Consider the following 25,060-nt stretch of genomic DNA (forward strand, 5'->3'; position numbering starts at 1 on the left):
AGCGCGAGCCCGAGCTACTTCGTCGTTGGCCCGTAGAACCCGTAGAACCCGTAGAACCCGTTGACCTCGGAGAGCTCGAGCTCGGCCGTTGCCTGAACGAGCGCGAGCAGGTCGGCGTCGAGTCCGGGAGCGAACTCCTCGAGGCGCTCGTCGGCGATGAACGACGGAGCCCCGGCGGGCGCCTGCTCGGAGGCATCCAGCGTGGTGCCGTCGTTGGACGGGGAAGCTCCTTGGAAGATCTTGCCCGCCTCCGACTTCCCGTCGAGGTCGAACGAGTACTGCTTGCTCTGCAGGCCAAGCTCGAGGAGCTTCTTCACCTCGGGGAACGACTCGGCGTTGGTCTTCGGGATGGGCAGGAGGGCGTTCCAGTTGACGCCGAGCGTCTCGAGGGCCCTCGCGTACGCGTTCTCGTGGGCCTGATCGCGCACGATCAGGTACGCGATCGTCGCGCGGGCCGTGGGGTCGTCTGTCATCTCGTAGATGCGGCACTTCTGCAGGCGCCCCGTCGACTCGAGCATGAGGTTGTACAGCAGGTCGAGGGGCAGGTTGCTGGAGTTGTACACGTAGCTGCCGCTCCACGGGTTGCCCGCCGCATCCACCGGCAGCGCACCCTGCGCGCCGACGAGGTAGTGGTGGATGTTGCTCGTGTCGAGGGCGATCTTCAGCGGCGTCGCGCCCCCGGCGCCCGGCTTGTCGACGGGGTCGGTGAGCTTGCCGGTGTACTTGGGCGACCCGTCGAGGAGGCGCGAGATGGTGGTTCCGATGAGTTCGACGTGGCTGATTTCCTCGGTGCCGATGCCCTGAATGAGGTCCCGGTACGGCTTGGCGCTTGGGCCGCGGAAGTTCATTGCTTGGAAGAGGTACTGCATCATGGTGCGCATCTCGCCGAACTGCCCGCCGAGTCCCTCCTGCAGCGCATTGGCGGCCGCGGGGTCGGGTTCGCCGTCGGCGATGTCGTTGATCCAGGTCTGTGCGTGGAAGTACATGGGGGAGTCTCTTCGTCATCGAGCCCGACGCCTTGGAGGCGCCGTTGATCCCACCAGACCAAGCGGGCCTGTGTTTCCCCGAGGGGTATCGCCGACGGAGGCGAGGGTGGAGAACCCTAGGCCCGGTTCGAGTTCCCGTCGCTGACCCGCCGTCGCGCGAACCTCAGCACGAAGTACGTGGCGACACCGACCGTGACGATGATGCCGCCCCGCAGCCAGACCTCGCCGCTCTGCTGGGTCAGGAGCACGAGGCAGGACACGATGGCGAGCACGGGCAGCGCCGTCCAGGCTCTGAAGTGGGCGTGGTCGACCTTGTCGCGGCGCAGCACGAGCACGGCGAGGTTGGTGCTGATGAACACGATGGGCAGCAGGATGACGACCGTCTCGGCGAGCACGGCGATGCCACCCGTCGCGGTGAGGACGATGGCACAGGCCGTCGTCACGACGATCGCGACCCACGGGGTGCGACGGCCGGGGAGCACTCGCCCGAGCGCCCGCGGCAACAGTCCCTCGCCCGCCATGCCGTAGGTGAGGCGGCTTGCCATGATCATGGTCAGCAGGGCGCCGTTGGCAACGGCGATGAGGGCGATCGCGCTGAACAGCCACGTCGGCACGGGAACCCCGGTGGCCTCGATGACGTTGAGCAGCGGGCCCGTCGACTCGGCGAGCTCACCCGAGGGCACGGCGATGGATGCGGCGGTGCCGACAAGCATGTACATGGCGCCCGCGGTCAGCAGCGAGAAGAACAGCGCCTTCGGGTACACCTTCGACGGCTCGCGTACCTCTTCGATGAGGTTCGCCGACGTCTCGAACCCCACGTACGAGTAGTACGCGAGCAGCGCAGCGCCGAGCACGGCGGGGAACGGATCGATGTCGTCTCCGAACGACACGGCACGGCCGACGTCGCCGCTGCCACCCGCGACGAGCACGCCAACGAGCACCACGACGAGCACGAGCCCGGTCAGCTCGATGCAGGTCATGACGATGTTGGAGCGCAGCGATTCCTTGATGCCGCGCAGGTTGACGAGGGCGATGAGCACGAGCAGCAGGGTCGCGCCGACGACGGGTGGCACATCGATGAACGTCGCCAGGTAGTCGCCGCTGAACGCGAGCGCGAGGCTGGCCGCGCTCACGACACCGGCGGCGAGCATGCAGAAGCCGACCATGAACGACACGAACTCCGAACGGTAGGCGCGCTGCGCGAACACCGCCGAACCGCCAGCCTTCGGGTACTTGGTGACGAGCTCCGCGTACGACGCCGCCGTGAGCAGCGCCATGCCAAGCGCGACCAGTAGCGGCAACCAGGTGACGCCGCCCACCTCGCCCGAGATGGTGCCCACGAGGGCGTAGATGCCTGCCCCGAGCACGTCGCCGAGGATGAAGACGAAGAGCAGGAGCCCAGTGACGTCGCGTTTGAGGGCCGGGGTCGCCGGCGAGGCAGGTGCGGGGGAGCTCATGCAACGAGTCTGCGGCGCGGCCCGGGCATGCAGCTGGCCCTTGTCAGGGGTGCCTGAGCTGTGCATCCGCACCGCATCTGCATCCGCATGCGCACGCACCCTGGCCATTGGCGTGGGGTGTTGCTACCGTTGGACCTTGAATCCCCGGAATCGGGCTTGCGGACGAGGGAGCAGTACCCGCACCACGACAAGACTGACTCAGAAGGATATGTCGTGGCTTGGCTCGTATTAATTCTGTCCGGGATGCTCGAGGCCGTCTGGGCCTCAGCTCTCTCCGCTTCGAAGGGGTTCAAGAAGCCCGTCCCCGTCGTCGTGTTTCTCGTGTCGCTCACGGTCAGCATGGCTGGCCTCGCGTGGGCGATGACGCAGCTGCCCACCGGCACCGCCTACGCCGTGTGGGTCGGCATCGGCGCGACCCTCACCGTCATCTGGGCCATGATCACGAAGCAGGAGCGTGTCTCCGTCGCACGAGTGCTGCTGCTCCTGCTGCTCGTCGGCTCCGTCGTCGGCCTCAAGGTGGTGAGCTGACCATGGCATGGATCGCGCTTATCGTCAGCGGAATCCTCGAGGCCGTCTGGGCCACGGCCCTCGGCCACTCCGACGGGTTCACGCAGCCCGTCCCGACAATCGTCTTCTTCGTCGCCCTCGTACTCAGCATGATCGGCCTCGGCTGGGCCGCGGCGCGCATCCCGATCGGCACGGCCTACGCCGTCTGGGTCGGCATTGGGGCTGCCCTCACCGTCATCTACGCGATGGCGACCGGCGACGAAGCGTTCTCCGCGTGGAAGGCCGTCTTTATCGCAGGCATCATCCTCGCCGTCATCGGCCTGAAGCTTGTGCCCGAGAAGAAAGCGCTACCAGCAGGGGAAGTCTCGCGCGACTGAAGTGCTCGGCGTGCGTCCAGTCGAGTGTCCGCGGTCGCACGTACGCTGTGTCTTTCGGCTCCAGCTGAATCCGCCGACCCCATCGCTGCACCCAGGAAGGGCCCGCATCATCGTCTCGTCTGCAAGCTCCCCCGCTCGCACCCGTCTCCTCCTGACCGTCGGCGTCGGCATCGGGTCGGCTTCGCTGCTGACGGGATGCGCCGGGTCCTTCTTCTCGCCGGCTTACGGCGAGGACGAAGTTGGCAGCAGGGCCCAGGAGCAGCAGGTGCAGACGGAGCCGTATCTGGATCCGTCCGCCGAGGGCTACCCCACGGCCCCGGCCCAACTGCTCCCCGAGTCGGCCGGCTACGGCATCTGGAATGTACCGGTGGCTGAGCTGCCGTCGCCCACTTGGGCGCAGGCGACCTCCGAGGCGACCGGCATCCCGGTGCGGGCGCTTTCGGCGTACGCGGGCGCCGCGATCCGAGTCGCGGAGACACGTCCGGAGTGCGGGATCGGCTGGAACACGCTCGCCGGCATCGGCGCGGTCGAGTCCAAGCACGGCACGTACGGCGGGTCGCAGGTGCTGGACTCTGGCCAGGTCGAGCCGCCCATCATCGGGGTGCCCCTCGATGGAAGCGCCGGGTTCCTCGCGATCCCAGACACCGACGGCGGCGCCCTCGACGGTGACACCGAGTGGGACCGCGCGGTCGGCCCCATGCAGTTCATCCCGGAGACGTGGGCGAAGCACGGGCAGGACGCGAACTTCGACGGGGTCGCCGACCCTCACCACATCGACGACGCCGTGCAGACGGCCGCTGCGTACCTCTGCGAGCGGGGCGGAGACCTCACGACCGACGAGGGCTGGAACTCCGCCATCTCGGCCTACAACCTGCCGGCCGAGTACGCCCGCGAAGTCGCGGCCTACGCCGAGCTCTACGCACCGTAGGAACACCGCGTCGCAAGGCTTCCGCGTCGTAGGAACTTCATAGGAACTGCGTAGGGAAGCGATAGTGCCGCTTCGTACGGTCATCCTCATGGAGAAAATCAAGCTTGTAGACGTGGATGCGAAGCGGCGCTCGGGCCGCAAGAGAACGGCCTGGATCGCCTCGGTCCTTCTCGCCGGAAGCCTCGCCCTGTCGGGATGCGCGGCCGTGGACAGCGCGGCGTCGGCTGCCACGACCGCCACCTCGGCGACCAGCTCGGCCGCCGCGACGGCGGAGAGTGTCACTGCCGACGCGTCGACGGGAACGACCGCGCAGACGATCGCCGACACGACCGCCGCAGCCGAGGCGTTCATGGCGACCCTCTCGGCCGAGCAGGTCGAGCAGCTCACCTACGCGTACGACGACGAGACGAAGTCGACGTCGTGGTCGAACTTCCCCGTCACATTTGTCGAGCGCGCCGGCCTCAACCTCTCCGACCTGACCGAGGTGCAGCAGGCCGCGGCCCTCAAGGTGCTCGAGGCGCTGCTCAGCGACGAGGGCTACGCGACGGTCACGGGGATCATGAACGGCGACCAGTACCTCCTCGACAACAGCAGCAGCACGGAGGCCTCGCTCGGCCAGTACTACATCGCCTTCTTCGGCGACACCTCCGACTCGAGCGCGTGGGAGGTGCAGTTCGGCGGTCACCACCTCGGCATCAATGCGACGCTCGACGGAGCGTCCGACGCCATCACGTTCGCCCCGACCCACCTCGGCGTGCAGCCCGCCGTCTACACCGACGAGAACGGCAACGAGGTGCAGCCCTTCTCTGCTCTCTACGAGAGCGCATTTGCGTTCTACGACAGCCTCACGGCCGAGCAGCAGGCCGAGCTGTACCAGGGTGAAGAGGTCGCGAGCATGGTCTGCGCGCCAGGATCGACCTGCGACTACCCGACCGGCACCGGGCTCGCGGGGTCAGAGCTGACGGACGAGCAGAAGCAGCTCCTGCTCGACGTCATCGCCAACTGGGTTGGGCTCGCCGACGAGGAGACCACGGCCAACGCGCTCGCCGAGATCGAGGCGACCCTCGACGACACGTACATCAACTGGTCCGGGTCGACCGTCTACGACATGACGCAGGGCGACGGCATCTACTTCCAGATTTCCGGCCCGAAGGCGTACGTCGAGTTCGCGAGCCAGCAGGGCTCCGCGGGGGCGGATGTGAGCGGCGTCACCACGAGCGGCTGGGGCCACGTCCACACCATCTACCGCGACCCGACAAACGACTACGCGAACAGCGTCACGCAGGCGGCGGCGACCGGGATAGGCGGCGGGGGAGCACCGAGCGACGGCGGCACCCCGCCAAACGGCTAGGCCAGAGCGGTGCTTCTAGGCCAGGCCCGCCGGTGACGTCATCTCGAAGTCGTCCGGGCTCGGCGAAACCAATCCGCCGGGGCTATTCGCCATGCGGAGGAGGCGCTCGATGACGCTCTGGTCGAGGTCGCTGGGCCGCGCGCCCTGATAGTTGAAGAGGACGGGTACGTTGGCGCTCATCCACACGGTGTCGCGGCCTCCGCCGGACATGGCGTCGTTGCGGCAGCTCAGCAGGAACGCCTCGCCTCGCTTGAACTTCAGTGCGACGACCGCTTCGAGGTGCGCGAGCACGCGGTCGTCGAACTCGGCCGGTGTGTTGTCGTAGATAAAGGTGCCCATAGTTTGTCTGGCGCGGATGCGGTGAGCATTTCCGCGCCAGACGACGGTATTGAACAGAGCAGTTAGACCTGAATCTCTTGACTTCTCATGGAGATTTGTTTAGGTAAGTGCGTCATCAGTAGCCGGGCAGCGCGACTTTCACCTGGTCGCCCTGGGTGCTGCACTCGAGGTAGAACGCCTCGGCGCCCGTGTAGGAGACAACCCAGTCACTGCCCTCCTGAGAGACCTCCGGCTCGAGGCTGCCGAAGATGCGGTCATACGAGGTCAGCCCGGATTCGTCTCCTGGCACCGGCTCCGCGTACTGGTCCTTGATCGCCGCGACGCACTTACTGACCGCCTCTTCGCGAGTGAGGGCAAGCGTCGGCTCGATCGTGTACTCGGCGACGAGGGATGCCGACGGGGCGGGCTCGGAGTCGGCCGACGAGCATCCCGCGAGCCCGAGGGCTGCGAGCACGAGCCCCGCCGCAAGAATTGTCCGGCTCGTCGAGTTGATGCTCATGGATGCTCCCTGTCCGTCCGCACCGTGCGGCGCCCTAATCGCAGTATGGGAATCACCGTATGGGCTTACAGCGCGCGCGGGGTGCCACGGACGGTAACGGTTGGGCACCGGCGGAGACAGCGCGGTCACGGCAGGTCACGGGCGGGTCACGAGCCCGGCGGAACCTCAACGCAGGGGATCGCCATGGTCGCCACGAAGGCGCCGTCAGAGTGCATGACCGGCGGCACCGTTTCGTCGAAGATCGCCGCCTCGCCCTCAGCGAGCTCGGTGTCGGCGAGGCGGAGGCGACCGCTGATGAGGTAGATGGCCCGAACGTCAGGGTCGAACTCGATGGGGTCGCTCACGAACACCCGGCCGAGGATGATGGGCTGCATCTCCGACTTGCGCGTCACCCGCAGCAGTCGGGTGCTCTTCGCGCGGCCGATGGAGCTGCGCAGCAGGAGCAGCGGCGTCGTCGACTCGACCACGATCTGGTGATCGGCCCGCACCTTCTCCTGCCTGGTGCCATCCACGAGCCGAAGCTGCGGCCCGCTGATGCCGAGCCAGTGGTCGACCGTCCCCTCCGGTCGATGCAGCGACTTCACGTTGCGCTTCACGTCGACGAGGGAGAGGCTCCACCTCGGGTCGACCTCGTCGTCTGGGTCGCGCCAGATCTCGTGCACGCTCCCGGAGCGGAGGTCCGTGCCGAGTCGTTCCCGTGGCAGCGACTGCGGCGTGACGATCTTCATCGAACGGCGTCCAATCTGCGTGAAGCTCAGTTGGTGGGGGTCAGCCGACCGGGGGAGAAATGGCCAGAAGGTGGCGGCCAGTCGGGAAACTGTGCCGCCACCTTCATGGTCAGTGAGCGGATGCTCGGTGTGCGGTGCGGATGCTAGACGCGGGCATCCTCGAGCACGTAGCCGGCTTCACCGTGCGAGACGGTGTCGAGTCCGGCGATCTCGTCCTCGTCCTTGACGCGGAAGCCGATCGTCTTGTGGATGACAAATCCGATGACGAGGGCACCGACGAACGAGTACGCCATGATCGCGAAGGCTGCGATGGCCTGCACGAGCAGCTGCGTGCCGTTCCCTCCGAGGAAGAGGCCGGTGCCGTTGGCGAAGAAGCCCAGGTAGAGGGTTCCGATGAGGCCGCCGACGAGGTGGATGCCCACGACGTCGAGCGAGTCGTCGAGGCCCAGCTTGAACTTAAGGTCGATCGCGATGGCGCAGACCGCACCGGCGATGACGCCGAGGAGGATCGCCCACACCGGGTCGAGCGAAGCGCAGGCGGGCGTGATGGCGACCAGGCCAGCGACGGCACCGGATGCGGCACCAACGGAGGTGGGCTTGCCGTCGCGGATCTTCTCGACGACGAGCCAGGCGAGGAGCGCCGCCGCTGGGGCCGCGATCGTGTTGACGACGGCGAGGGCTGCGACGCCGTCAGCTGCGAGCTCGGAGCCGGCGTTGAAGCCGAACCAGCCGAACCAGAGGAGGCCTGCGCCGAGGAGCACAAACGGCGGGTTGTGGGGGACATGCGCTCCCTTGCCGAAGCCGACGCGGCGGCCGAGGACAAGCGCGAGGGCAAGAGCGGCCGCACCGGCCGTGATGTGCACTGCCGTGCCACCGGCGAAGTCGATGACGCCGAGGCCGAACGTTTCCTGCAGCCCGTAGGTGGTCCATCCGCCGTACGCGAAGGAGCCGTCTTCGGCGAGGCCGAAGTTGAAGACCCAGCTGGCGACGGGGAAGTAGACGACGGTCGCCCAGATGCCGGCGAAGATCATCCACGAGCCGAACTTCGCGCGGTCGGCGATGGCGCCGGAGACCAGCGCGACGGTGATGATCGCGAAGGTCGCCTGGAAGGCGGCGAACGCGAGCGGCGGGTAGGCGGCGTCCTCAGGAACTTCGAGGAGGCTGGAGAGCCCCATCGCGGACGGGTCGATCGCGAACAGGGGGCTGAGGCCCTCGGCCGCCGGGAAGGCGATCGAGTAGCCGAAGAGCACCCACAGCACTCCGATCAGGCCGATCGCGCCGAAGCTCATCATCATCATGCTGATGACGCTCTTCGCTTTCACGAGGCCGCCGTAGAAGAAGGCGAGTCCTGGTGTCATCAGCAGCACGAGCGCCGCCGCGAAGAGGATGAATGCGGTATTTCCTTGATCCATCGTTGTAGACCTCTCTGCAAGGGACGCACGTGGGGCGTCGGGGTGCACTCAGCTTGCGCTCAGCCTGTTTCGCCTGCGCGGCGGTGGTGTTACGCGAACGAACGAAGTGTGTTGCGGTCGTGTTTCCGCGGTGTCGCGGGAAGCGCACGCCTTGCCTTGCGGAATGTGACGCCCTGAGTAGCCCGGCGTAGTCCCCGTCTTACGGTTGCGGTCGGCGTCTGCCTACCATCCCCGCATGAGCACCTCGGCTTCCCTCGTCCAAGACGCATCCGTCGACCGCGCCCAGTTCAACCGGGACTGGGAGGCGTGGCATGTCGAGCACGAGAAGCGGCGCACCGACGGCCACGGCTTCCTCGCAGTGACGAGCCTCAACTTCCTCTCGGAGGAGCCCCAGGCCATCGAAGGGATCCCTGGCACCTGGTCGCTCGAGGACGGTCAGGCGATCGTCGACCTCGCCGATGGCGAGACGCTCGAGGCTGACGGGCTGCTCCTCCAGGGCCCTCGCCTGCACCGCTTCCCGTGCATCGCCGAGCGCGACGGCGTGAACGCGCGCGCAGGCAAGGTCCTCATCGAGATCGCTAAGCGCGGCGGCTTCACGATCGTGCGCCCGCGCGACCCCGACTACGACTACCTGGCCTCCTACTCGGGGACACCTACCTACCTGCCGAACCTGCGCTGGCGCGCGGAGGGCACCTTCGAGGCGTTCGATGAGCCGCGCGACGTCACGGTCGGCGCCGCCGTCGAGGGCCTCGAGCACGTCTACTCCTCTCCTGGCAAGGTGACCTTCGAGCTGCGGGGCGAGCAGTTCTCGCTCACGGCCTTCAACGGCCACGAGCCCGGCTCGCTCTTCGTGCTGTTCACGGATGCGACAAGCGGCCTCACGACGTACGCCGCGAACCGCTCCCTCGCCATCGCGGCACCGGATGCGGATGGTCGCGTCACGGTCGACTTCAACCGCGCCGTGAACCTCCCATGCGCGTACACGGTCTTCGCGACGTGCCCACTGCCGCCCGCCGAGAACCGCCTCCCGGTCGGCATCGAGGCCGGCGAGAAGACGCCACTCACGAAGGCGGGCGAGGCCGCGTGAAGTTCCAAGTCCTCGACATCGTCCCGTACGTCGCCAACCCGGTCACGGGTGAGCAGCTGACGCCCTCGGAGCGCCTCCACGAGACCCTCGAGTTCGCGTTGCGGGCGGAGGAACTCGGCTTCGACGCCTTCTCCGTGGGCGAGCGCCACGCCGGCCGTTTCCTGTCGTCGTCGCCGAGCGTGCTGCTCGGGGCCATCGCCGCCCAGACCTCCACGATCCGCCTGCAGACGGGCGTGACCGTGCTGTCCATCCTCGACCCCGTGCGTGTCGCCGAGGACTTCGCGACGATCGACCAGCTCTCGCGAGGCCGCCTCGAGATCACGATCGGCAAGGGCAACGAGGTCGCCCAGTTCCCCCTCTTTGGTCTCGAGATCGACGACCAGTGGGAGCTCCTCGCCGAGAAGTACGCGCTCCTGCGGCAGCTCTGGCGCGAGACCGACCTCGACTGGCCAGGCAGCGAGTTCACGCGTCCCCTCACGAAGGTCACGACCCTGCCGCGGCCGTATGCCGGACCGCCCCGCGTGTGGCACGGCTCGGCGACGACGCTCGCCTCAGCAGCCCTCGCGGCGAAGTGGGGCGACCCGCTCTTCTCGGCGAACGCCATCCAGCCCCTGCGCAACTACGAGGTGCTCGTGCGCCACTACCGGGACGAGTTCGAGCGCCACGGCCATGACCCCCGCACCGCGTTCGTCGGCGCGGGCGCGGGCTCGCTCTTCATCGCCGAGACCTCCCAGGAGGCGAAGGAGCAGTACGGGCCCGTCTACGAGGCCCTCGTCGCCGCCACCAACGTGCCAGGCAACAACTCCGTGTTCCGAGACATCGACCACGCCATCGCCGAGGGGCCGGCTCTCGTCGGCAGCCCGCAGCAGGTGATCGACAAGATCGGCCGCTTCCACGGCGCCTTCGGCCACGACCTGCAGTCGATCAGCCTCCCCACCACGCTCCCGCACGAGCAGCAGCTCGACCAGCTGGAGTACTTCGCCACCGCCGTCATCCCAGCGCTCCGCGAGGAGTTCCCCACGACGCTCTGGAGCGACGAGCTGGTCGGGGCATCCGCCGCATGACGCAGACCGCACCCGTGCCGACGCAGGCGGCGTCGGCCGGGCCGGGGCCCGCAAGGCCCGCTGTGCCCGCTGTGCCCGCTGTGCCCGCTGTGCTCCGCGTTCGCGAGGCAACGCCCGCCGATTGGCCCGAGGTCGTCCGTGTCAGCGAGGCGGCGTTCGCCGCTGGGCCGTACGGGCACCTGCAGGTCGGCGAAGAGCGCAGACGCTTCGTGCGCGACGTCGAAGGCCGAGCCGCAGCTGGTGCCGTGCTCGTCGCCGAACGCGACGGTTCCGGCGGTCGCGACGGCGCCGAGATCGTGGGCACGCTCAGCATCGCGCGCGCCGGCACGGGCCCATCGCGCCTCGCCACGGGGGATGAGGCGGAGGTGCGCCTCCTCGCCGTCTCACCCACCGCGCAGCGGCTCGGCGTCGCGAAGCGCCTGATGCAGGCGGCGAGCGAGACGGCCCTCGGGTGGGGCGCATCCGCGCTCGTGCTCGACACGGGAGGCAAGAACCTCGCCGCGCAGGCGCTCTACGAGGGCCTGGGGTATCGGCGCACCAACGGGGCCGACGACGCGAGCGACACCGAGGCGGTCGCCGACGCATCCCGCATCCCGCACATCGACTACCGGCTGCCGTTGCAGCTCGACCCCGGCGTCGTGGTGCGTCTCGTGCGGCCGAACGAGATCGACGCCGTCTCGGCCCTCTCGCTGCGCGCCTACGAACTCGAGTACACGATCTCGGGCAACTACCGCGACGACATCGTCTCCGTCGCCGAGCGCGCCGAAGCCGGTCAGGTGTGGGTCGCCGTGGATGCGCTGAGCGGGGAGCTGCTCGGATCCGTCGTGACGCCGAAGCCGGGGGAGCACCTCACGACGCTGCCCGAGAGCGACGAGGAGCTCGACTTCCGGCTGCTCGCCGTCGATCCCGGCGCTCGCGGGCGCGGGGTCGGCGCGATCCTCACCAGGCTCGTCATCGAGCTCGCGCGACGGCGCGGGCTGCGGCGCGTGGTCATGAACAGCGGACCGCAGATGGTGCGAGCGCACCGCCTCTACGAGCGGCTCGGCTTCTCCATCCTCGAGTCGCGCGTGCGCACGGTCGACCCCGGCGACGGGCGGCCGCCGTTCCAGCTCCTCGCCTTCACGATCGACGTCTGAGCGTTGCCTCCGAGCCACCGATCCGATGCGGAGGCCGGTTCCGAATGATTCCCGATGCGTCGCAAGTCGCGGCGCGGGAAGGCATCGCAATGACTGAGATCACCGCACACCACGGCCTGCTCGCGGACACGAAGCTCCACGTCGACGACACGGGCGGAACCGGTCGCCCCGTTGTCCTCATCCACGGCTGGCCGCTCTCGGGCGAAGCCTGGAACCACCAGGTGCCGGCCTTCGAGGCCGCCGGCCACCGCGTCGTGACCTACGACCGCCGCGGCTTCGGCCGCAGCGACAAGCCCCTCACGGGGTACAGCTACGACAGCTTCGCCGACGACCTGCAGTCGGTGCTCGAAGCCCTCGACCTGCGCGAGGTCACCCTCGTCGGCTTCTCCATGGGCGGCGGCGAAGTGGCCCGCTACCTCGCGAAGTTCGGCGACGAGCGCGTGCACAGCGTCGTCTTCGCATCCGCTGTCCCGCCGTACCTGCTGAAGACCGTCGGCAACCCGGACGGCCCCCTCGAGGCTGGAGAGGCCGCCAAGATGACGGCCGCGCTCACCGCCAACCAGGAGACGTTCTATGACGGCTTCATCACCACGTTCTACTCGGTCGACGACAAGCTCGTCGTCTCCGAGCAGGAGCGCCAGGCTGCCATCGAGCTGACCAAGCAGGCGTTCAAGCCCGCCGCCCTGCAGGCCATGGCGGCGTTCGCGAGCACCGACTTCCGTGACGACCTGCAGGCCGTGAAGGTGCCGACGCTTGTCATCCACGGCGACAGCGACGCGACCGTGCCCTTCGAGGGGTCCGGAGCTCGCACGAACGAGGCCGTCGCCGGCTCCGAGCTGTACGTCGTGGCGGATGCGCCCCACGGCGTCAACGTGAGTCACGTCGACGAGTGGAACCGGGTCGTGCCGGAGTTCCTCGGCCGCTGATTTCGCGAGGAGGGCGCCAACTCCGCCGAACGCCGAGACCCGGCCACCGTTCATTCGGTGGCCGGGTCTCGGCGTCTCGGCGATCTCACAGTGTGCGCGCGCTTGGCGGCCCTGGAGGCGACGGGATCGCCGCCATTGCAGGGTTCGCAGAGTTCGCTGGGAGTCGCTGGATCGGGCGAATCCGGGCCATCGACAGCCCTGGGCGCTTGACAGCAGGCCGAGGGGATTGATGGGCTGGCAGCAGCTCGAAACGCAGCACAGCTCGACGCGCAGGACCGGAAGCATCCCGAGACAACGAAGGCCAGCGAGGCGCTGGCCGGAGGAGGCGTGATGAAGACGAACACCGTGACGAAGACCAGCGAACTCGACCCGACCACCTCGTCCGGGGCAGACGGATCAGGAACGTCGAGCACGACCAGCGGCCCTAATCCTCCGAAACGGGACGCACACGGATTGCCCACAGGCGCCACCCTGCTTGCTTGGACCAGAGAGCATCCTGATGCAACCATCGCAGATGCCGTCGCTGCCTACTAACGCCACGTGAACGGTTTGCGTGCCGCCTTCGCCAGGCCATCCAGCCCAGAGCTCATCAGTGTGAGCACACTAGTGCTGCGTGTCGTTAGTTCCTAAACGGTTTGTGTTTGGGAGAATGTGGAATGGCGAATTCTCCTGCTGCGGCTCTGCTACTCCTTGACGTGGATCGTGTTGAGTTGGTGTCGTGGGCTCGGTCGACGAGTATTCGTGCGGGCCTGTCGATGCGAGCGCGGATCGTGCTGCTCGCCTCGGAAGGTGTCGCGAACTCGCGGATCGCGGCCGAGGTTGGGACTACGACGACCTCGGTGTGGAAGTGGCGGAAACGGTATGCCGAGGCCGGAATTGCGGGGCTCTCCGATGCGCCGCGCTCTGGCCGGCCGAAGCATCTCGATCATGCCGAGATCGTGGCAGCGACCTTGACGGCCCCGCCGAAGAAGTACGGCGTGACACATTGGTCCTCGCGCCTGCTCGCGCAGCGCCTGGGGGTTGGGAACGCGACGGTGGCCAGGGCGTGGCGGGAGTACGGGGTGCAGCCATGGAAGTCGGAGACGTTCAAGTTCTCGACCGACCCGGAGCTCGTCGGGAAGGTCACCGACGTTGTCGGCTTGTATCTCGCGCCGCCCGAGAACGCGATCGTGCTCTGCGTGGACGAGAAGTCCCAGATCCAGGCCCTTGACCGGACCGCACCCATGCTGCCGATGCGGATCGGGGACACCGAGAAGCGCACGCATGATTACAAGCGCCACGGCACGACCACACTGTTCGCTGCATTAGACGTCGCGACCGGACACGTCACCGGAGCGGTCAAACCCAAGCATCGCCGGCAAGAGTTCCTCTCGTTCCTCCGGCAACTCGACCGCGCCTACCCGGAACGGGACCTGCACCTCGTGATGGACAACTACGCCACCCACAAAACGCCAGAGGTCAAGACCTGGCTCGAGAAACGACCCCGCTTCCACGTTCATTTCACGCCGACGTCCGGGTCGTGGTTGAACTTGGTCGAGGTGTGGTTCGGGATCATCGACCGGCAAGCGATCCGTCGCGGGATTTTCACCTCGGTGAAAGACCTCAACGCGAAGATCCGGCAGTTCATCACTGGCTGGAACGACCGAAAGCACCCATTCGTCTGGACCAAGACCAGCGACGAGATCCTCGCGAAAGCGAACCGTCAACCAACTTCAGAAACGCGACACTAGCACCACGAATTGGCGCAAAAGATCAGGTCCGAACCGCGTCTGTGGTGCATGATCCAGGGCTCTTGATCCCTCGACCTGGGTCGCTCCGATCACAGGTTTCTGGGCCAGACCTTAGGTGCAGATGCTGCCATGCTCTTCTGGCGTTCCTCGATTTCAGTCGATGTCCATGCCGCTTTCTCGCCAACTGACCGGGTGAGGTTGAACGAGGATTTCTCCAGTATGGGCTTCTTGATAGAGAATGCTTTGTTCCCAATCCTGTTGTTCTTGCTTTTCTGGAGGAGTGCGTGATTGCCGAGCCTGTCTGCCCATTGCCGTGAGTCCTCTTCTGTGAACTTGGGCCACTCAGTGCGGCTGGAGTTCTTCGGCAGGACATGCTCTAGGTTCACCGCTTCTTCGTCCTTATTTGGTACAAGTTCGGGTTCATGTTGGCTGGTAGCGTGAGACTCTAGCGCCAGAAGGTAGTACCTGGAGAGGCTCGTTTTGGTGACGCGCGCAACTGAGAACGAAGCCTCGAATTCGCTGTCGGTAGCAACTATGGATTCAAGGTTTGGCAGCACCTCTCTCGCAATCTTGACAGACCCAGACCGGATCGCGACGGCCGCGTCGCAGTAAGCTTTTTCTGTGGAACCTGCACCGCTACCCCCGGTGATAAGTCCACGAACGCCCCAGCTGACTGCGAGTCGAAGAAGTTTCTTTGCTTCCGATTGAGAGAAGTGCTGCAGTGCAGCTAGAAGCATCGGTCGGTTCTGTTCCAGCCCAAGGCGATTCAGTGTTTCGACGTTGCTGCGTGTTTCGGTCCCCCAACTGCTCCAGTAGTCGTGGTCACCAGCGAGGAGCGCCGCGTACAGTCGAGAAGCAGTCTGAATGTCTGAGCTGAAGGCTATGGCCTGTTGTTCGGTCACGACCTCGCTCTTGATCTTCTTGTACAAGTCTCTTTCCCTAGTTGCCCCGTTGCGGCTACTCCAGAGCTGGCGTAGAAAGTTGATGAAGAGCTCTTGGTTGGTATCGACTGCTCCGAGTGCGACAAGCCAGCGCTCTCGAACCTGCTCCAAGCCATTCGTAGCACTGCTCGCCTTTCCGAAAAGATAGTTCTTTAGGAGATCGGCGAGTGTCAGGTCGGCGCCGCGGTCATTCAAGGTCTCGAAGATCATGAAAGCGTCTGATTCTGTCGGCACAGCGACATAAATGACGCGAAGATTCATCTCGATGAATTTGCGCCACTTGACTAGTCGCGCGACCCAGGCGTTCCCAGCTAAGGATGCCTCCTCTGTGACGAACTCCAACAGCGCTTCGTACGCGTCGGCTATAAGTTTGTGTGAATCGCGACTAGGTAGCAAGGTGGGGCTACCTCTCACAATAAATTTGCGGAAGAACTCGTTGTCTTCAGCGTTGAGCGTTAAGCGGGGTTCGTGGGTGCCAGTCTCGTCACGGAAAGTGTTGAGGAATTCGCTATCGATGGCGTTGGCGCGATTCGAGTCACCTCGAGAATCGTAGTAGTCGCGAAGCGCGGCAAGTAGGAGAGTGGTAGTGGCCAGGCGCTGTTGTCCGTCGATCACGGTCGCTGCGGCCCCCCGAGGGCCCGACAGTACGATAGTTCCCATGAAGTGCTCGGCCATGTCGGAATTAAACGCGTTCCGAATGTCTGACCTAAAGTCCATAACTTGGTCTTTGCCCCACGAATAAGATCTTTGATATAGGGGAACTTCCATGAGGCGGTCGCCCAGCTGGTGGCCGATGCCGTCAAGATTGAAGTCAATGCTGCTTCCGGTCATGGAGTGCCCCTGGTTCTCTTGGATTCCTAAGTTGAAACCTACATGGCCGAGGGGTGAAGTGGGGTTATCCACAGGTCAAACCATGTACTTGGTTCATCGGCCCGGGCGGCCGTTGCACATCTGTAGGCTTGACCCGTGACGACAGACCGCGACGCCCTCATCGAACTCATCCGCGACGAAGCCGTGTTCCACGGCGACTTCACCCTCACGAGCGGGAAGAAGGCGACGTACTACATCGACCTCCGCAAGCTGAGCCTCGACCACCGTGCCTCGCCGCTCATCGGCCGCGTGCTGCTCGAGGTCATCGAAGAGTTCGAGACCATCACGGGTGCACCGGTGGATGCAGTCGGCGGCCTCACGATGGGTGCAGACCCGCTCGCGAGCGCCGTCATGCACCAGGGGCTCGCGCAGGGCAAGATCGTCGACGCGTTCGTCGTGCGCAAGGAGCCGAAGGACCACGGCCGCGGCCGCCAGGTGGAAGGGCCGGATCTGGAAGGCAAGCGGGTCGTCGTGCTCGAGGACACGTCCACCACGGGCGGCTCGCCACTCAAGGCCATCGAAGCCCTCGAGAAGGTCGGCGCGAAGGTCGTCGGCGTCGCCGTCATCGTCGACCGCGCCACGGAAGCGCAGGGCGTCATCGAAGCCGCGGGCTACCCGTATCGCGCCGCGATCGGCCTCGAAGACCTGGGCCTCGCCTAGGCACTCCCCATGGCAGCGACCCCCACGCCTGAGGCGCGCGAGCAGCAGGTGGAGCGCGCCGCGAAGCGCCGCAACCGCGGCGTCCTCGCAGCGCTGATCGGGGTCCTCCTCCTCGGTGGGGCCGCGCTCGGAGTCTGGCTCCAGCCGTTCGGCGACGGGCAGGTCCCGCCAGAGGAGACGGCCGGGCCCGCGCTCACCGAGGTGCCACTCGCGGGCGTCGACGCGTCGCTGCTCGAGCCGGGCCAGTGCATCCGCGACTACGTCTCGCCCTGGGAGCCCAGGTTCGATGTCGTCGAGTGCGACGCCGAGCACTCGGGGCAGCTGCTCGCCGAGGTCGAGGCAACGACGCTGTCTGCGGACGCCGAGTATCCGGGCGAGGAGGCGCTCAGGGACCGCGCCCAGATCACGTGCCAGGCGAGCGACGTCCTCGACACCGCCGCGGCTGCGGCCGTGCCAGGGCTGGTCATCGAGGCCAGCTACCCCCTGAACCAGGCGGACTGGGACGCGGGGCTGCGCGGCTACCGCTGCTTCGCCTCCACACCGGGGGCAACCACGACCGGCTCGCTCGCGGCTAACCGGTAGCGTGCGACGGCTACGCTCATCGCATGACCTCCGTGAGTGAATCCATCGACATCGATGTGCCCGTCGACGTGCTCTTCAACCTCTACGCCGAGCCGGAGTCGCTCCCGAGCGTCCTCAGCATCGTGAAGCACGTCGAGGTGCTCGGCCCCGACCTCATCCGGTGGGACGTCGAGCTCGTCGGGCAGCGACGCTCGATCGACGCGAAGGTCGTCGTCAACGAGCCGGGCAAGCGCCTTCGCTGGGAATCGGTCGAGGGCCGTGCGTCCTTCGCCGCCGAGGTGCGCACCGAGGCGATCACCCCGGCCAGCACCCGCGTGACGGTGGATGCGGAGTTCGACGCCGGCGGCATCGCCGAGCGCCTCGGCCTCGCGAAGCCCATCGCAGCAGCCGCGATCGCCAGCGAGCTCCGCAGCGCGAAGAAGACCGCGGAGGCGCAGGCCGCCAGCTAGCCAGCCACGTTTCGGGATGGCTTTCGCGCTTCGGGATGCGTTGCAAGCCATCCGCGTGTGTGTAACCCATCCCGAGATGATCGCGGCGACGGCGGCGGCGTATTCCCTGGGTGCGTTCGCTTGTCGCGGAGCGTCACGATGTCGCGCTTCCCGGGGACCTGGCGTAATCTGACGGCAGAGTCCACGTGCTCCGGGGTCGGTGTAATTCCGAGCCGGCGGTTATAGTCCGCGACCTGCTCCCGCAAGGGAGTGGCTGATCTGGTGAAATTCCGGAACCGACGGTGAAAGTCCGGAAGGGAGGCGCACGTGACGGCACGCCTTGGCGTACCGTCAGCTCGTGGAACCCGCTGACCCGTTCGGCGAGCCCACGCGCCTCGTCATCCCCGGAGCTTTCACGAAAGCCGGGTAGATGAACACGACGTCAGCACGCATCCTCGCACCGATGTCGGTGGCGGTAGTGGTGCTCGCTGTGTGGTGGCTCGTCACGGCTGCTGGCCTCATCTCGCCGCAGTTCCTGCCGGCCCCCGGCCAGCTCGCCGAGCGCTTCTGGCTCGACGTGACGAAGGGGCCCATGCTGGCTCACGCCTGGGTGACGCTCTCTGCTGCCCTCCTCGGTAGCCTCCTCGCGATCGTCGTCGCCGTGCCGCTCGGCTACCTCATCGCCAGGCTTCCGTGGGTCGACGTCGCCGTGACCCCGTACGTCGCCGCATCCCAGGCAGTGCCGGCCATTGCGCTCGCCCCGCTGCTCGTGCTGTGGATCGGCTACGGCCTCGCCCCGACGGTCGTGCTGTGCGCCATCATGTCGTTCTTCCCGATGCTCGTCACCACCGTCCTCGGCGTGCGGCAGCTGCCGCAGGACGTCATCGAAGCCGGCCGCATTGACGGCGCCAACTGGTACCAGCTGCTGTGGTGGGTGGAGGGGCCGCTCGCCCTGCCGAGCGTGCTCGCCGGCATCCGGGCTGGCGTGACGCTCTCGATCACGGGCGCCGTCGTCGGCGAGTTCACGATGGGCGGCAGGGGACTCGGGATGCTCCTCACGCTCAACAGGGACGCCAACGACATCCCCGGCATCTTCTCGACCCTCCTCATGCTTGTCCTCCTCGCCGTGACGCTCTACATCCTCATGCGCCTGTTCCAGAACGCCGTCACCTGGAACGACGACGAACCCAAGTCGAAGCGGCGCGCCCGCGTGCTCGCCGACGAGCCCCTCCCCGCCTGACCCACACCTCATCTCTCGACCAGGAGACGCTCATGAACACTCGCCACACCAGCTCCGGCCGCGGCTCACGCGGCTCGCGGGCATTGCGCTCCCTCATCGCGGCCGGTGCCGTGGCGGCCGTCGCCGTGCTCGCCGGCTGCTCGACCTCCGCCGACGGCAACAGCACGGATGCGACGGCCCAGCCCGCGGGGGCCGTGACGATCGGCCTCACCTACACCCCGAACATCCAGTTCGTGCCGTTCTACGTCGCCGAGGCGAAGGGCTTCTTCGAGGACGAGGGCGTGGACGTCGAGCTGCGCCACCACGGCGAGGGCGAGGACCTCTTCGGGGCGCTCGCGAACGGCACGGAAGACTTCGTGTACGCCGGCGGCGACGAGATCACGCAGGCTCGCGCCGCCGACATCCCGGTCACGTCGGTCGCGACGCTCTACAACACGTACCCGGCGACGCTCATCGTGCCGGAAGACTCCGACATCAAGACCGCCGCGGATGCGCGCGGCAAGACGATCGGAACGCCCGGCCCCTACGGACAGACGTACTTTGCGCTCCTCTCGCTGCTGCAGAGCAACGGGCTGACGGCCGACGACGTGAAGATCGAGCACATCGGCTACACGCAGCAGGCGGCCCTCACGACGGGCGCCGTCGACGGCGTCATGGGCTACATCAACAACGACGCCGTGCAGTTCGAGAAGGCGGGCTTCCCGGTGCGCACCATCGAGATCGCGCCCGCGGATGCGCCGACCCTCGTCGGCCCGTCGCTCGGAGTTGCCGACTCGATCATCGAAGGCGACGACGCGGCGATCACGCCAGTGCTCGAGGCGCTTGCCCTCGCGACGCAGTACGTGATCGACAACCCGGAGGAGTCGATCGACATCGCCTCCGAGTACATCCCCACCCTCTACACGGACGAGGCGAAGAGCGACGCGCTCGCGACGCTCGAGGCGACCATCCCATTCCTCTCGGCGCAGGACGGCCAGCCGCTCTTCACGAACGACGCCGAAGTCTGGGCAACGATGGCGACCTTCATGAACGAGCAGGACCTGCTCGAGAAGCCCCTCGAAGGCGACGCCTTCACGAACGCGTACGTGCCTCAGGGCTAGGCATGGCGGCGCTCGGCGCCAGACCTCACCGTCCCGGCGCGAAGAGTGAGTCAGAAGCACGTTCCTGTCGAAGGGAGCGTGCTTCTGGCTCATTCTTGCGCCGGGGATGAGGGGCCTGGGGATGCGGCGTCGGGGGACGGGCGTCAGAGGCCGAGGTGTCAGGGTCGCGCGCGGCCATCCGCGTCTGGATGGCCGCAGTGACGGGGCCCGTGAGCAGAAGGAGCAGCCAGGTGTAGCGCGCCGGGTCGGGGCCGAAGAGGTAGGCGACCGGGATCGAGAGCGCGAAGACGGCGGGAACCACGAACGTGAACGCCGAACGTCGACGCGCAGCCGCCGAGTCCTCCGTTAGCCCGCGGCGCACGGCGACCACCCAGATCATGTGCTGCGCAAGCGACGCGCAGATGATGCTCACGGCGTAGACGACCACCGGCAGAGGCTGCGTGTCGAGGGTCGCCTCGCTCATCGCCGCGGTCGTGAATGGCAGCACGACGACGAAGAACATGGCGACGATATTGGCGTTCAGGAGCGCCCCGTCGAGGGCCGACACCTGGCCCATGAGTCGATGGTTGACCTTCCAGAAGTTCGCGATCACGAAGAAGCTGATCGTGAACGCCAGCAGCTGGTCGAGTACCCCGGAGCCGGCGAGCGCATCCCAGCTCGCCCAGTGCTCCGCCGTCGGCGGCTCGATGCTGACGATGAGGAGCGTGATCGCGACCGCGAAGATCGCATCGAAGAACGTCAGCCCGCGATCGAACTCCGTGGTGCCTCGTGCGTAGCTGCGTGAAGCCATGGGGGATGCTCCGTACTCGTGAGGGGGCGAGGTGCGGCGGGAAGTGCCCACGATGACCAGTTTCCATGATGAGGGAGTGAAATGCGCGGATCTGGAGGCTAGTGCTCCCCAAGGCGATTGGAACGGGCCAACCTCCTGCTAGCCTCACGCTCGGCGGAATCGAGGAGAACATGACTGGTCACCAGGTGGTAAACGCGGCGGGTGCCGCCGTTGGAGAAGCGAGCATCGCCGTGGAGGGGCACCGTGTGACGTCGTCGTCGCTCGATGCAGCCCTCGCTTGGGTTCAGGCACCGGATGCGGGCATCTCGGCGGAGGAGCGCAAGCGTGCCGAACGATCGATGCGTTTCCTGCGTGCTCGGCTGCGGAACCCGTATCCGAGGCAGAGAATCGTCGATATCCGATCAGTGGTACTTGCTGTTCCGGCAATTGCTCTGAGCGTCTACCTCGTCGTTCTCCTGGCCCTCGTGATTCGTGAGGCGCCGAGCGCCATCCCACCCGGGGCTACTAGGCAGTCCGTCCTGGAGGACGCGACAGGCACGTTCGTGTGGCCCCTCACGATCGCGCTCGCCTGCAGCCTGCTGTTGACGCTCGCAGTACCGCGCGCGCTCCGCGTGATTCTCGGCATCGTGGGAGCGTTCTGCCTGCTCTACCTCCTGATCATGCAGCCTGTCGCCTACGGGGCAGTCGATGCCGACGCCGGGTCAGCAGTCTTTGCGACCCTCGCTTTCGGCGTTCTCTTCATCGTGACCTGGGCGATCGGCGGTCGTCGATGAGCGCCTTCCCGCCCCTCTCGACCAAGCTACGCGACGACATGAAGGCGCTGCTCGCCGACGTCGACGCCTCCGCCCGTCACAGGCAGACAGAGAACGCCGACCGCCTTGCGGCCGCTGAGCGCCGTGAGCGGGACCAGGTGGCGGATCTTCGATCGCACCACCGGGCCGCGAATGCGATGGCGGACGCGGAGCAGCATCAGCGCAGCGATCGCGCGGTCGCGGCGTTGAGGCACGAACTGGAGAGCATCCCGGGTGCGCTGGGCGTGGTCGCGCGAACGTTCGACTTCGGTCTGCTTGACGTGCCGCCGCAGGGTGTCGCCATCGGAATCGCCAAGGGCGCCCCGGTGCTGATTCCCCTCTTCGGCGCACGGGGCCTCGTGCTCCGGGGCGACAAGGAACACGCGACCGCCTTCGCCGAGGCGCTGTTCGGGCGCATCGTCGCCTCCGTGCCGCTGTCCTCGCTCCGCCTCACCGTGTTCGACCCTCAGGTCCGCGGCATCCTCGGCGCGTTCGCGGAACTGCGCGACCACGCCCAACGTGGCTCCTTCCCGCGTGCCTTCGTGAACGAGTACGACTTCCAGAAGCGACTCGAGCAGCTCACCGATTCGATGACGGTCATGGCAGAGCAGCTGCGGGTGGCCGGTGCGGGGAGTATCGCCGACATCTGGCGGCAGGCGACACCCGCACCGGTCCTCGACGTACTGGTCGTAGACCTCGTGCCCGGCTCGCTGCGCGAGCGCGCGGCGCTCGACCGGGTCGCGCACCGCGGGGCTGCCCTCGGCTTGCTTGCCGTGCGCATCGCTCAAACCGAGGATGTGTTGGATGGTGCAGAAGGCCAGGCGACGACCATCACGTTTGACGACCGCGGCAACGCGACCCTGCACCTCGCCGACGCTGAGCTGCCGTTCACGCCGCTGCCACCGCTCGACGCGGGGAACGCACGCGAAGTTGTGGCGGCGAGTATCCGCGAAGCAACGTCAAGCGCTGGACCCGTCGTGCCGGCGGAGCGGCTGCTCCCGGCCGCCACGAACGTGTCGAGCGCGCACGGCATCGAAGTGGTCATCGGCGAGAGGCACGACGGGAAGCCGCTCACGGTTGGGCTCAGGAGCCAGAACCCGCCTACGCCGAACGCGCTCATCGGCGGTGCCGTCGGCCAGGGTAAGTCGAACCTGCTCCTCGCGCTGATCTACGCGATCGCGGCCAAGTATCCGCCGCAGGAGGTCGAGATGTTGCTCCTCGACTTCAAGGAAGGGCTCGAGTTCCAGCGTTTCGCCGGCGACTCTGCCGAGGGCTGGCTGCCTCATGCGAAGGTCGTCGCACTCGAAAGCGACCGTCAGTTCGGGGTGGCCACACTTCGACACATCTCACGATTGAGGAGTGAGCGTTCGTCGCTGTTTAAGTCGGTCGGTGTGGCCAACTACGACGCGTACCGCGCGGCGGGCCACGAGCTGCCGCGTGTTGTGGTCGTCGTTGACGAGTTCCAAGTGTTGTTCGACGGCGAAGACGAACTTGCGTCCTCGTCGGTGCAGCTGCTCGACCAGATCGTGAGGCAGGGGCGCGTTGCGGGCATCCACATCGTGCTCGCCACACAGACGCTGAGTGGCATCAGGAGTCTAGCGACGAGGCTCGACGGTATCCTCGCGCAGGTGTCCACGCGCATATCGCTCTGGAATCCGGAGAGCGAATCGCAGACCATTCTGAGCCCCGGCAACAGGGCGGCCGCCAAGTTGCGGTTCCGCGGAGAGGTTGTCGTGAACAGCGGCGGCGGACAGAACCCGGACGAGAACATCGTCGGCATGTCGACGTACGCCGAAGCCGCGTTTACCGCTCGCTTGCAGCGGCGACTGTGGGAGGAGCACGCTGGGACTGCCCGGCCACACGTCTTCATCGGCACTTCGTTTGCTGAGCCGCCGATGCACGCGCGGGATGCGGGTCCGCTTCGATGCGTTCAGCTAGGCGCCGCCGTCGATGTCTTCGGCACGTCCGTCGCGCATGTCTTCGGCAGCGACCCCATGAATGCGCTCGCCGTTGTCGGGTCGGATGTCACAGTCCGGGAGCAGCTTGTGCGCTCCAGCATCGAGAGCGCATTCCTGGGAGGCGCCTATCGGCGCGTCGTCGTTGTTGGCGGTCGCGAACTACTCGACTGGAGCCGCGGCGCGCTCGCGACCCTCACGACGCAGCATGCGCAGCTCGCGCAGCCCGAACTGACCACGGTCGACGTCGCAGACGCCGCGCGTTGGCTGTTCGAGTTCGAGTCGACCCTGCGTGGGAGCGGCACGCTTGTCGTCTTCTCCGACCTCCAGCGCGCTCCGGGACTGAGCGAGGCAGTGCTGGCGAACCCGGACGACCCGTTTTCGGAGCAGATCTCGGCGCAGCTGATTCTCCAACGGCTCGCCACGGGCCACTCGGCCGATTGCGACCTGGTGGTCAGCGCGCAGTCGTTCGCGTCTCTCGATCAGGTATTCGGTTACGCGCGAGATGGCAGCGGCGGGGTCGGTGGCTACGCGCTCGCGGAGGTGCCCCTCGCGGAGCTGAGGCAGCTGCTCGGCTACAACGCCGAAGCGCCCCAGGGGGAGCCTCGGTTCGTGTACGTGCGCGCGGGGGCGACTGAAGCAGCTGTGGCCGTGCCCTACCGCCTTTTCGTGGAACGTCCCCTCGTTGAGCCTGGAGTGCGCACATGAATTCGACGCGAGTGAACGAGGCACTGCGCGAGCTTGCGCACGCGGACGCGCAGCTGGCGCGCGCCCAGCGCCGACTCGAAGAGGAGCAGCGGCGCGCTCAGGCGGAAGCCGCTAGGGAACTGGCCACGGCACGCGCTGAGCATGACGCGGAGGCGTCAAGCGTTGCGAACATGCGCGACAGCGTCGGCTCGCTGGGAGCGACGCTGGGGGTCGAATCGTGGGATGCGCCCGGACGTGTGCGCGCCGCGCAGGACATTCACGCGCAGGAGCAAGCAATCCGTCAGCGGTGGGGCCACGCGTCTCTACTGGAGGCGGGTGAGCGAGCGGAAGCGGAAGAGCGCCGCTTGGCTGCGCCGAGGAAGGTCCTCACGTGGACCTGGCTCGGCCTGGCAGTGGTGGGCATGATCACGCTGCACGTCCTCCCATCCCTCGTTCTCGCGTGACCTACGCACACCCATTTGTATGACC

The 25,060-nt window shown here is 66.8% G+C and carries 25 protein-coding genes and 2 riboswitches; of the genes, 17 read left to right on the forward strand and 8 right to left on the reverse strand.

What is annotated here, in order from left to right:
- Positions 1 to 14 precede the first annotated feature (14 nt).
- The gene (locus FHX72_RS11395) at positions 15 to 986 is read right to left on the reverse strand and encodes a manganese catalase family protein (protein ID WP_183625162.1); all 972 of its coding nucleotides are present in this window, start codon (positions 984 to 986) and stop codon (positions 15 to 17) included.
- A 116-nt stretch (positions 987 to 1,102) separates the two neighbouring features.
- Positions 1,103 to 2,443, reverse strand: coding sequence for an APC family permease (locus FHX72_RS11400; protein ID WP_183625165.1), 1,341 nt, complete (start codon positions 2,441 to 2,443; stop codon positions 1,103 to 1,105).
- A gap of 137 nt (positions 2,444 to 2,580) precedes the next feature.
- A riboswitch (guanidine-III (ykkC-III) riboswitch) is annotated at positions 2,581 to 2,646 on the forward strand.
- Between the two features lie 10 nt (positions 2,647 to 2,656).
- Here FHX72_RS11400 and FHX72_RS19025 point away from each other — a divergent pair.
- The 4 genes from FHX72_RS19025 to FHX72_RS11420 all read left to right on the forward strand — a co-directional run bounded on the left by FHX72_RS19025 (position 2,657) and on the right by FHX72_RS11420 (position 5,606).
- Positions 2,657 to 2,971, forward strand: a complete 315-nt coding sequence (locus FHX72_RS19025; protein WP_068478076.1) for a DMT family transporter — start codon at positions 2,657 to 2,659, stop codon at positions 2,969 to 2,971.
- A 2-nt stretch (positions 2,972 to 2,973) separates the two neighbouring features.
- Positions 2,974 to 3,327, forward strand: a complete 354-nt coding sequence (locus FHX72_RS11410; protein WP_068478077.1) for a DMT family transporter — start codon at positions 2,974 to 2,976, stop codon at positions 3,325 to 3,327.
- Positions 3,328 to 3,337: 10 nt separating this feature from the next.
- Positions 3,338 to 4,255: a lytic transglycosylase domain-containing protein gene (locus FHX72_RS11415; protein WP_338110118.1), complete on the forward strand. Its 918-nt coding sequence runs from the start codon at positions 3,338 to 3,340 to the stop codon at positions 4,253 to 4,255.
- Between the two features lie 88 nt (positions 4,256 to 4,343).
- Positions 4,344 to 5,606 carry a DUF3500 domain-containing protein gene (locus FHX72_RS11420; protein WP_183625167.1) on the forward strand — a complete coding sequence of 421 codons (1,263 nt, stop codon included), beginning with the start codon at positions 4,344 to 4,346 and terminating at the stop codon, positions 5,604 to 5,606.
- 15 nt (positions 5,607 to 5,621) lie between these two features.
- On the opposite strand, the gene FHX72_RS11425 is transcribed toward FHX72_RS11420, so the two are convergent.
- From FHX72_RS11425 to FHX72_RS11440, 4 genes are all read right to left on the reverse strand, one after another.
- On the reverse strand, positions 5,622 to 5,945 hold the full coding sequence (locus FHX72_RS11425) for a DUF7882 family protein (RefSeq protein ID WP_183625169.1): 324 nt from the start codon (positions 5,943 to 5,945) through the stop codon (positions 5,622 to 5,624).
- 115 nt (positions 5,946 to 6,060) lie between these two features.
- Positions 6,061 to 6,444: a hypothetical protein gene (locus FHX72_RS11430; RefSeq protein ID WP_183625171.1), complete on the reverse strand. Its 384-nt coding sequence runs from the start codon at positions 6,442 to 6,444 to the stop codon at positions 6,061 to 6,063.
- Between the two features lie 146 nt (positions 6,445 to 6,590).
- Positions 6,591 to 7,172 carry a hypothetical protein gene (locus FHX72_RS11435; RefSeq protein WP_183625173.1) on the reverse strand — a complete coding sequence of 194 codons (582 nt, stop codon included), beginning with the start codon at positions 7,170 to 7,172 and terminating at the stop codon, positions 6,591 to 6,593.
- A 143-nt stretch (positions 7,173 to 7,315) separates the two neighbouring features.
- Positions 7,316 to 8,584, reverse strand: a complete 1,269-nt coding sequence (locus tag FHX72_RS11440; RefSeq protein WP_183625175.1) for an ammonium transporter — start codon at positions 8,582 to 8,584, stop codon at positions 7,316 to 7,318.
- A 235-nt stretch (positions 8,585 to 8,819) separates the two neighbouring features.
- Between FHX72_RS11440 and FHX72_RS11445 the strand changes: the two genes are divergently transcribed.
- The 5 genes from FHX72_RS11445 to FHX72_RS11465 all read left to right on the forward strand — a co-directional run bounded on the left by FHX72_RS11445 (position 8,820) and on the right by FHX72_RS11465 (position 14,527).
- Positions 8,820 to 9,671, forward strand: coding sequence for a DUF1684 domain-containing protein (locus FHX72_RS11445; protein WP_068478082.1), 852 nt, complete (start codon positions 8,820 to 8,822; stop codon positions 9,669 to 9,671).
- Positions 9,668 to 10,735, forward strand: coding sequence for an LLM class flavin-dependent oxidoreductase (locus FHX72_RS11450; protein ID WP_183625177.1), 1,068 nt, complete (start codon positions 9,668 to 9,670; stop codon positions 10,733 to 10,735). The genes FHX72_RS11445 and FHX72_RS11450 overlap by 4 nt, the downstream gene beginning before the upstream one ends.
- The gene (locus tag FHX72_RS11455; RefSeq protein WP_183625179.1) at positions 10,732 to 11,871 is read left to right on the forward strand and encodes a GNAT family N-acetyltransferase; all 1,140 of its coding nucleotides are present in this window, start codon (positions 10,732 to 10,734) and stop codon (positions 11,869 to 11,871) included. Before FHX72_RS11450 ends, FHX72_RS11455 begins: the two co-directional genes overlap by 4 nt.
- Positions 11,872 to 11,960: 89 nt before the next feature.
- Positions 11,961 to 12,797, forward strand: coding sequence for an alpha/beta fold hydrolase (locus FHX72_RS11460; RefSeq protein WP_183625181.1), 837 nt, complete (start codon positions 11,961 to 11,963; stop codon positions 12,795 to 12,797).
- A 656-nt stretch (positions 12,798 to 13,453) separates the two neighbouring features.
- Positions 13,454 to 14,527, forward strand: coding sequence for an IS630 family transposase (locus FHX72_RS11465; RefSeq protein ID WP_183625183.1), 1,074 nt, complete (start codon positions 13,454 to 13,456; stop codon positions 14,525 to 14,527).
- 89 nt (positions 14,528 to 14,616) lie between these two features.
- On the opposite strand, the gene FHX72_RS11470 is transcribed toward FHX72_RS11465, so the two are convergent.
- A complete protein-coding gene (locus FHX72_RS11470) occupies positions 14,617 to 16,299 on the reverse strand; it encodes a DUF262 domain-containing protein (RefSeq protein ID WP_183625185.1) in 1,683 nt (560 codons plus the stop codon).
- Positions 16,300 to 16,434: 135 nt separating this feature from the next.
- Between FHX72_RS11470 and pyrE the strand changes: the two genes are divergently transcribed.
- The 5 genes from pyrE to FHX72_RS11495 all read left to right on the forward strand — a co-directional run bounded on the left by pyrE (position 16,435) and on the right by FHX72_RS11495 (position 20,348).
- A complete protein-coding gene (gene pyrE, locus FHX72_RS11475; RefSeq protein ID WP_183625187.1) occupies positions 16,435 to 16,998 on the forward strand; it encodes an orotate phosphoribosyltransferase in 564 nt (187 codons plus the stop codon).
- 9 nt (positions 16,999 to 17,007) lie between these two features.
- Positions 17,008 to 17,580 (forward strand): septum formation family protein, encoded by a 573-nt coding sequence (locus FHX72_RS11480; RefSeq protein WP_183625189.1) that lies wholly within the window; start codon positions 17,008 to 17,010, stop codon positions 17,578 to 17,580.
- A 23-nt stretch (positions 17,581 to 17,603) separates the two neighbouring features.
- Complete coding sequence (locus FHX72_RS11485) at positions 17,604 to 18,029, forward strand: SRPBCC family protein (protein ID WP_183625191.1); 426 nt, start codon at positions 17,604 to 17,606, stop codon at positions 18,027 to 18,029.
- Positions 18,030 to 18,211: 182 nt separating this feature from the next.
- Positions 18,212 to 18,338, forward strand: a riboswitch (FMN riboswitch).
- Positions 18,339 to 18,438: 100 nt separating this feature from the next.
- On the forward strand, positions 18,439 to 19,248 hold the full coding sequence (locus tag FHX72_RS11490; protein WP_183625193.1) for an ABC transporter permease: 810 nt from the start codon (positions 18,439 to 18,441) through the stop codon (positions 19,246 to 19,248).
- Positions 19,249 to 19,280: 32 nt separating this feature from the next.
- Positions 19,281 to 20,348: an ABC transporter substrate-binding protein gene (locus FHX72_RS11495; protein ID WP_183625195.1), complete on the forward strand. Its 1,068-nt coding sequence runs from the start codon at positions 19,281 to 19,283 to the stop codon at positions 20,346 to 20,348.
- Positions 20,349 to 20,373: 25 nt separating this feature from the next.
- On the opposite strand, the gene FHX72_RS11500 is transcribed toward FHX72_RS11495, so the two are convergent.
- Positions 20,374 to 21,138 carry a TMEM175 family protein gene (locus FHX72_RS11500; protein WP_183625197.1) on the reverse strand — a complete coding sequence of 255 codons (765 nt, stop codon included), beginning with the start codon at positions 21,136 to 21,138 and terminating at the stop codon, positions 20,374 to 20,376.
- A gap of 170 nt (positions 21,139 to 21,308) precedes the next feature.
- Here FHX72_RS11500 and FHX72_RS11505 point away from each other — a divergent pair, with 170 nt between their 5' ends.
- From FHX72_RS11505 to FHX72_RS11515, 3 genes are read left to right on the forward strand one after another with little or no spacing between them, the layout of a single operon-like run.
- Positions 21,309 to 21,911: a hypothetical protein gene (locus FHX72_RS11505; RefSeq protein WP_082775127.1), complete on the forward strand. Its 603-nt coding sequence runs from the start codon at positions 21,309 to 21,311 to the stop codon at positions 21,909 to 21,911.
- Complete coding sequence (locus FHX72_RS11510) at positions 21,908 to 24,592, forward strand: FtsK/SpoIIIE domain-containing protein (RefSeq protein WP_183625199.1); 2,685 nt, start codon at positions 21,908 to 21,910, stop codon at positions 24,590 to 24,592. The genes FHX72_RS11505 and FHX72_RS11510 overlap by 4 nt, the downstream gene beginning before the upstream one ends.
- Positions 24,589 to 25,035, forward strand: coding sequence for a hypothetical protein (locus FHX72_RS11515; protein ID WP_183625201.1), 447 nt, complete (start codon positions 24,589 to 24,591; stop codon positions 25,033 to 25,035). The genes FHX72_RS11510 and FHX72_RS11515 overlap by 4 nt, the downstream gene beginning before the upstream one ends.
- Positions 25,036 to 25,060: the final 25 nt, after the last annotated feature.

Origin of the sequence: Pseudoclavibacter helvolus, assembly GCF_014191305.1 — a bacterium.
Taxonomy (GTDB): Bacteria; Actinomycetota; Actinomycetes; order Actinomycetales; family Microbacteriaceae; genus Pseudoclavibacter; species Pseudoclavibacter helvolus.

Coding starts and splice junctions, on each gene's coding strand:
- FHX72_RS11460 (WP_183625181.1), top strand. CDS start 11,961: ATGACTGAGATCACCGCACACCACGGCCTGCTCGCGGACACGAAGCTC.
- FHX72_RS11465 (WP_183625183.1), top strand. CDS start 13,454: ATGGCGAATTCTCCTGCTGCGGCTCTGCTACTCCTTGACGTGGATCGT.
- FHX72_RS11485 (WP_183625191.1), top strand. CDS start 17,604: ATGACCTCCGTGAGTGAATCCATCGACATCGATGTGCCCGTCGACGTG.
- FHX72_RS11510 (WP_183625199.1), top strand. CDS start 21,908: ATGAGCGCCTTCCCGCCCCTCTCGACCAAGCTACGCGACGACATGAAG.
- FHX72_RS11440 (WP_183625175.1), bottom strand. CDS start 8,584: ATGGATCAAGGAAATACCGCATTCATCCTCTTCGCGGCGGCGCTCGTG.
- FHX72_RS11480 (WP_183625189.1), top strand. CDS start 17,008: ATGGCAGCGACCCCCACGCCTGAGGCGCGCGAGCAGCAGGTGGAGCGC.
- FHX72_RS11395 (WP_183625162.1), bottom strand. CDS start 986: ATGTACTTCCACGCACAGACCTGGATCAACGACATCGCCGACGGCGAA.
- FHX72_RS11470 (WP_183625185.1), bottom strand. CDS start 16,299: ATGACCGGAAGCAGCATTGACTTCAATCTTGACGGCATCGGCCACCAG.
- FHX72_RS11455 (WP_183625179.1), top strand. CDS start 10,732: ATGACGCAGACCGCACCCGTGCCGACGCAGGCGGCGTCGGCCGGGCCG.
- FHX72_RS11445 (WP_068478082.1), top strand. CDS start 8,820: ATGAGCACCTCGGCTTCCCTCGTCCAAGACGCATCCGTCGACCGCGCC.
- FHX72_RS11400 (WP_183625165.1), bottom strand. CDS start 2,443: ATGAGCTCCCCCGCACCTGCCTCGCCGGCGACCCCGGCCCTCAAACGC.
- FHX72_RS11495 (WP_183625195.1), top strand. CDS start 19,281: ATGAACACTCGCCACACCAGCTCCGGCCGCGGCTCACGCGGCTCGCGG.
- FHX72_RS11420 (WP_183625167.1), top strand. CDS start 4,344: ATGGAGAAAATCAAGCTTGTAGACGTGGATGCGAAGCGGCGCTCGGGC.
- FHX72_RS11430 (WP_183625171.1), bottom strand. CDS start 6,444: ATGAGCATCAACTCGACGAGCCGGACAATTCTTGCGGCGGGGCTCGTG.
- FHX72_RS11435 (WP_183625173.1), bottom strand. CDS start 7,172: ATGAAGATCGTCACGCCGCAGTCGCTGCCACGGGAACGACTCGGCACG.
- FHX72_RS11425 (WP_183625169.1), bottom strand. CDS start 5,945: ATGGGCACCTTTATCTACGACAACACACCGGCCGAGTTCGACGACCGC.
- FHX72_RS11410 (WP_068478077.1), top strand. CDS start 2,974: ATGGCATGGATCGCGCTTATCGTCAGCGGAATCCTCGAGGCCGTCTGG.
- FHX72_RS11515 (WP_183625201.1), top strand. CDS start 24,589: ATGAATTCGACGCGAGTGAACGAGGCACTGCGCGAGCTTGCGCACGCG.
- FHX72_RS11500 (WP_183625197.1), bottom strand. CDS start 21,138: ATGGCTTCACGCAGCTACGCACGAGGCACCACGGAGTTCGATCGCGGG.
- FHX72_RS11505 (WP_082775127.1), top strand. CDS start 21,309: ATGACTGGTCACCAGGTGGTAAACGCGGCGGGTGCCGCCGTTGGAGAA.
- FHX72_RS11490 (WP_183625193.1), top strand. CDS start 18,439: ATGAACACGACGTCAGCACGCATCCTCGCACCGATGTCGGTGGCGGTA.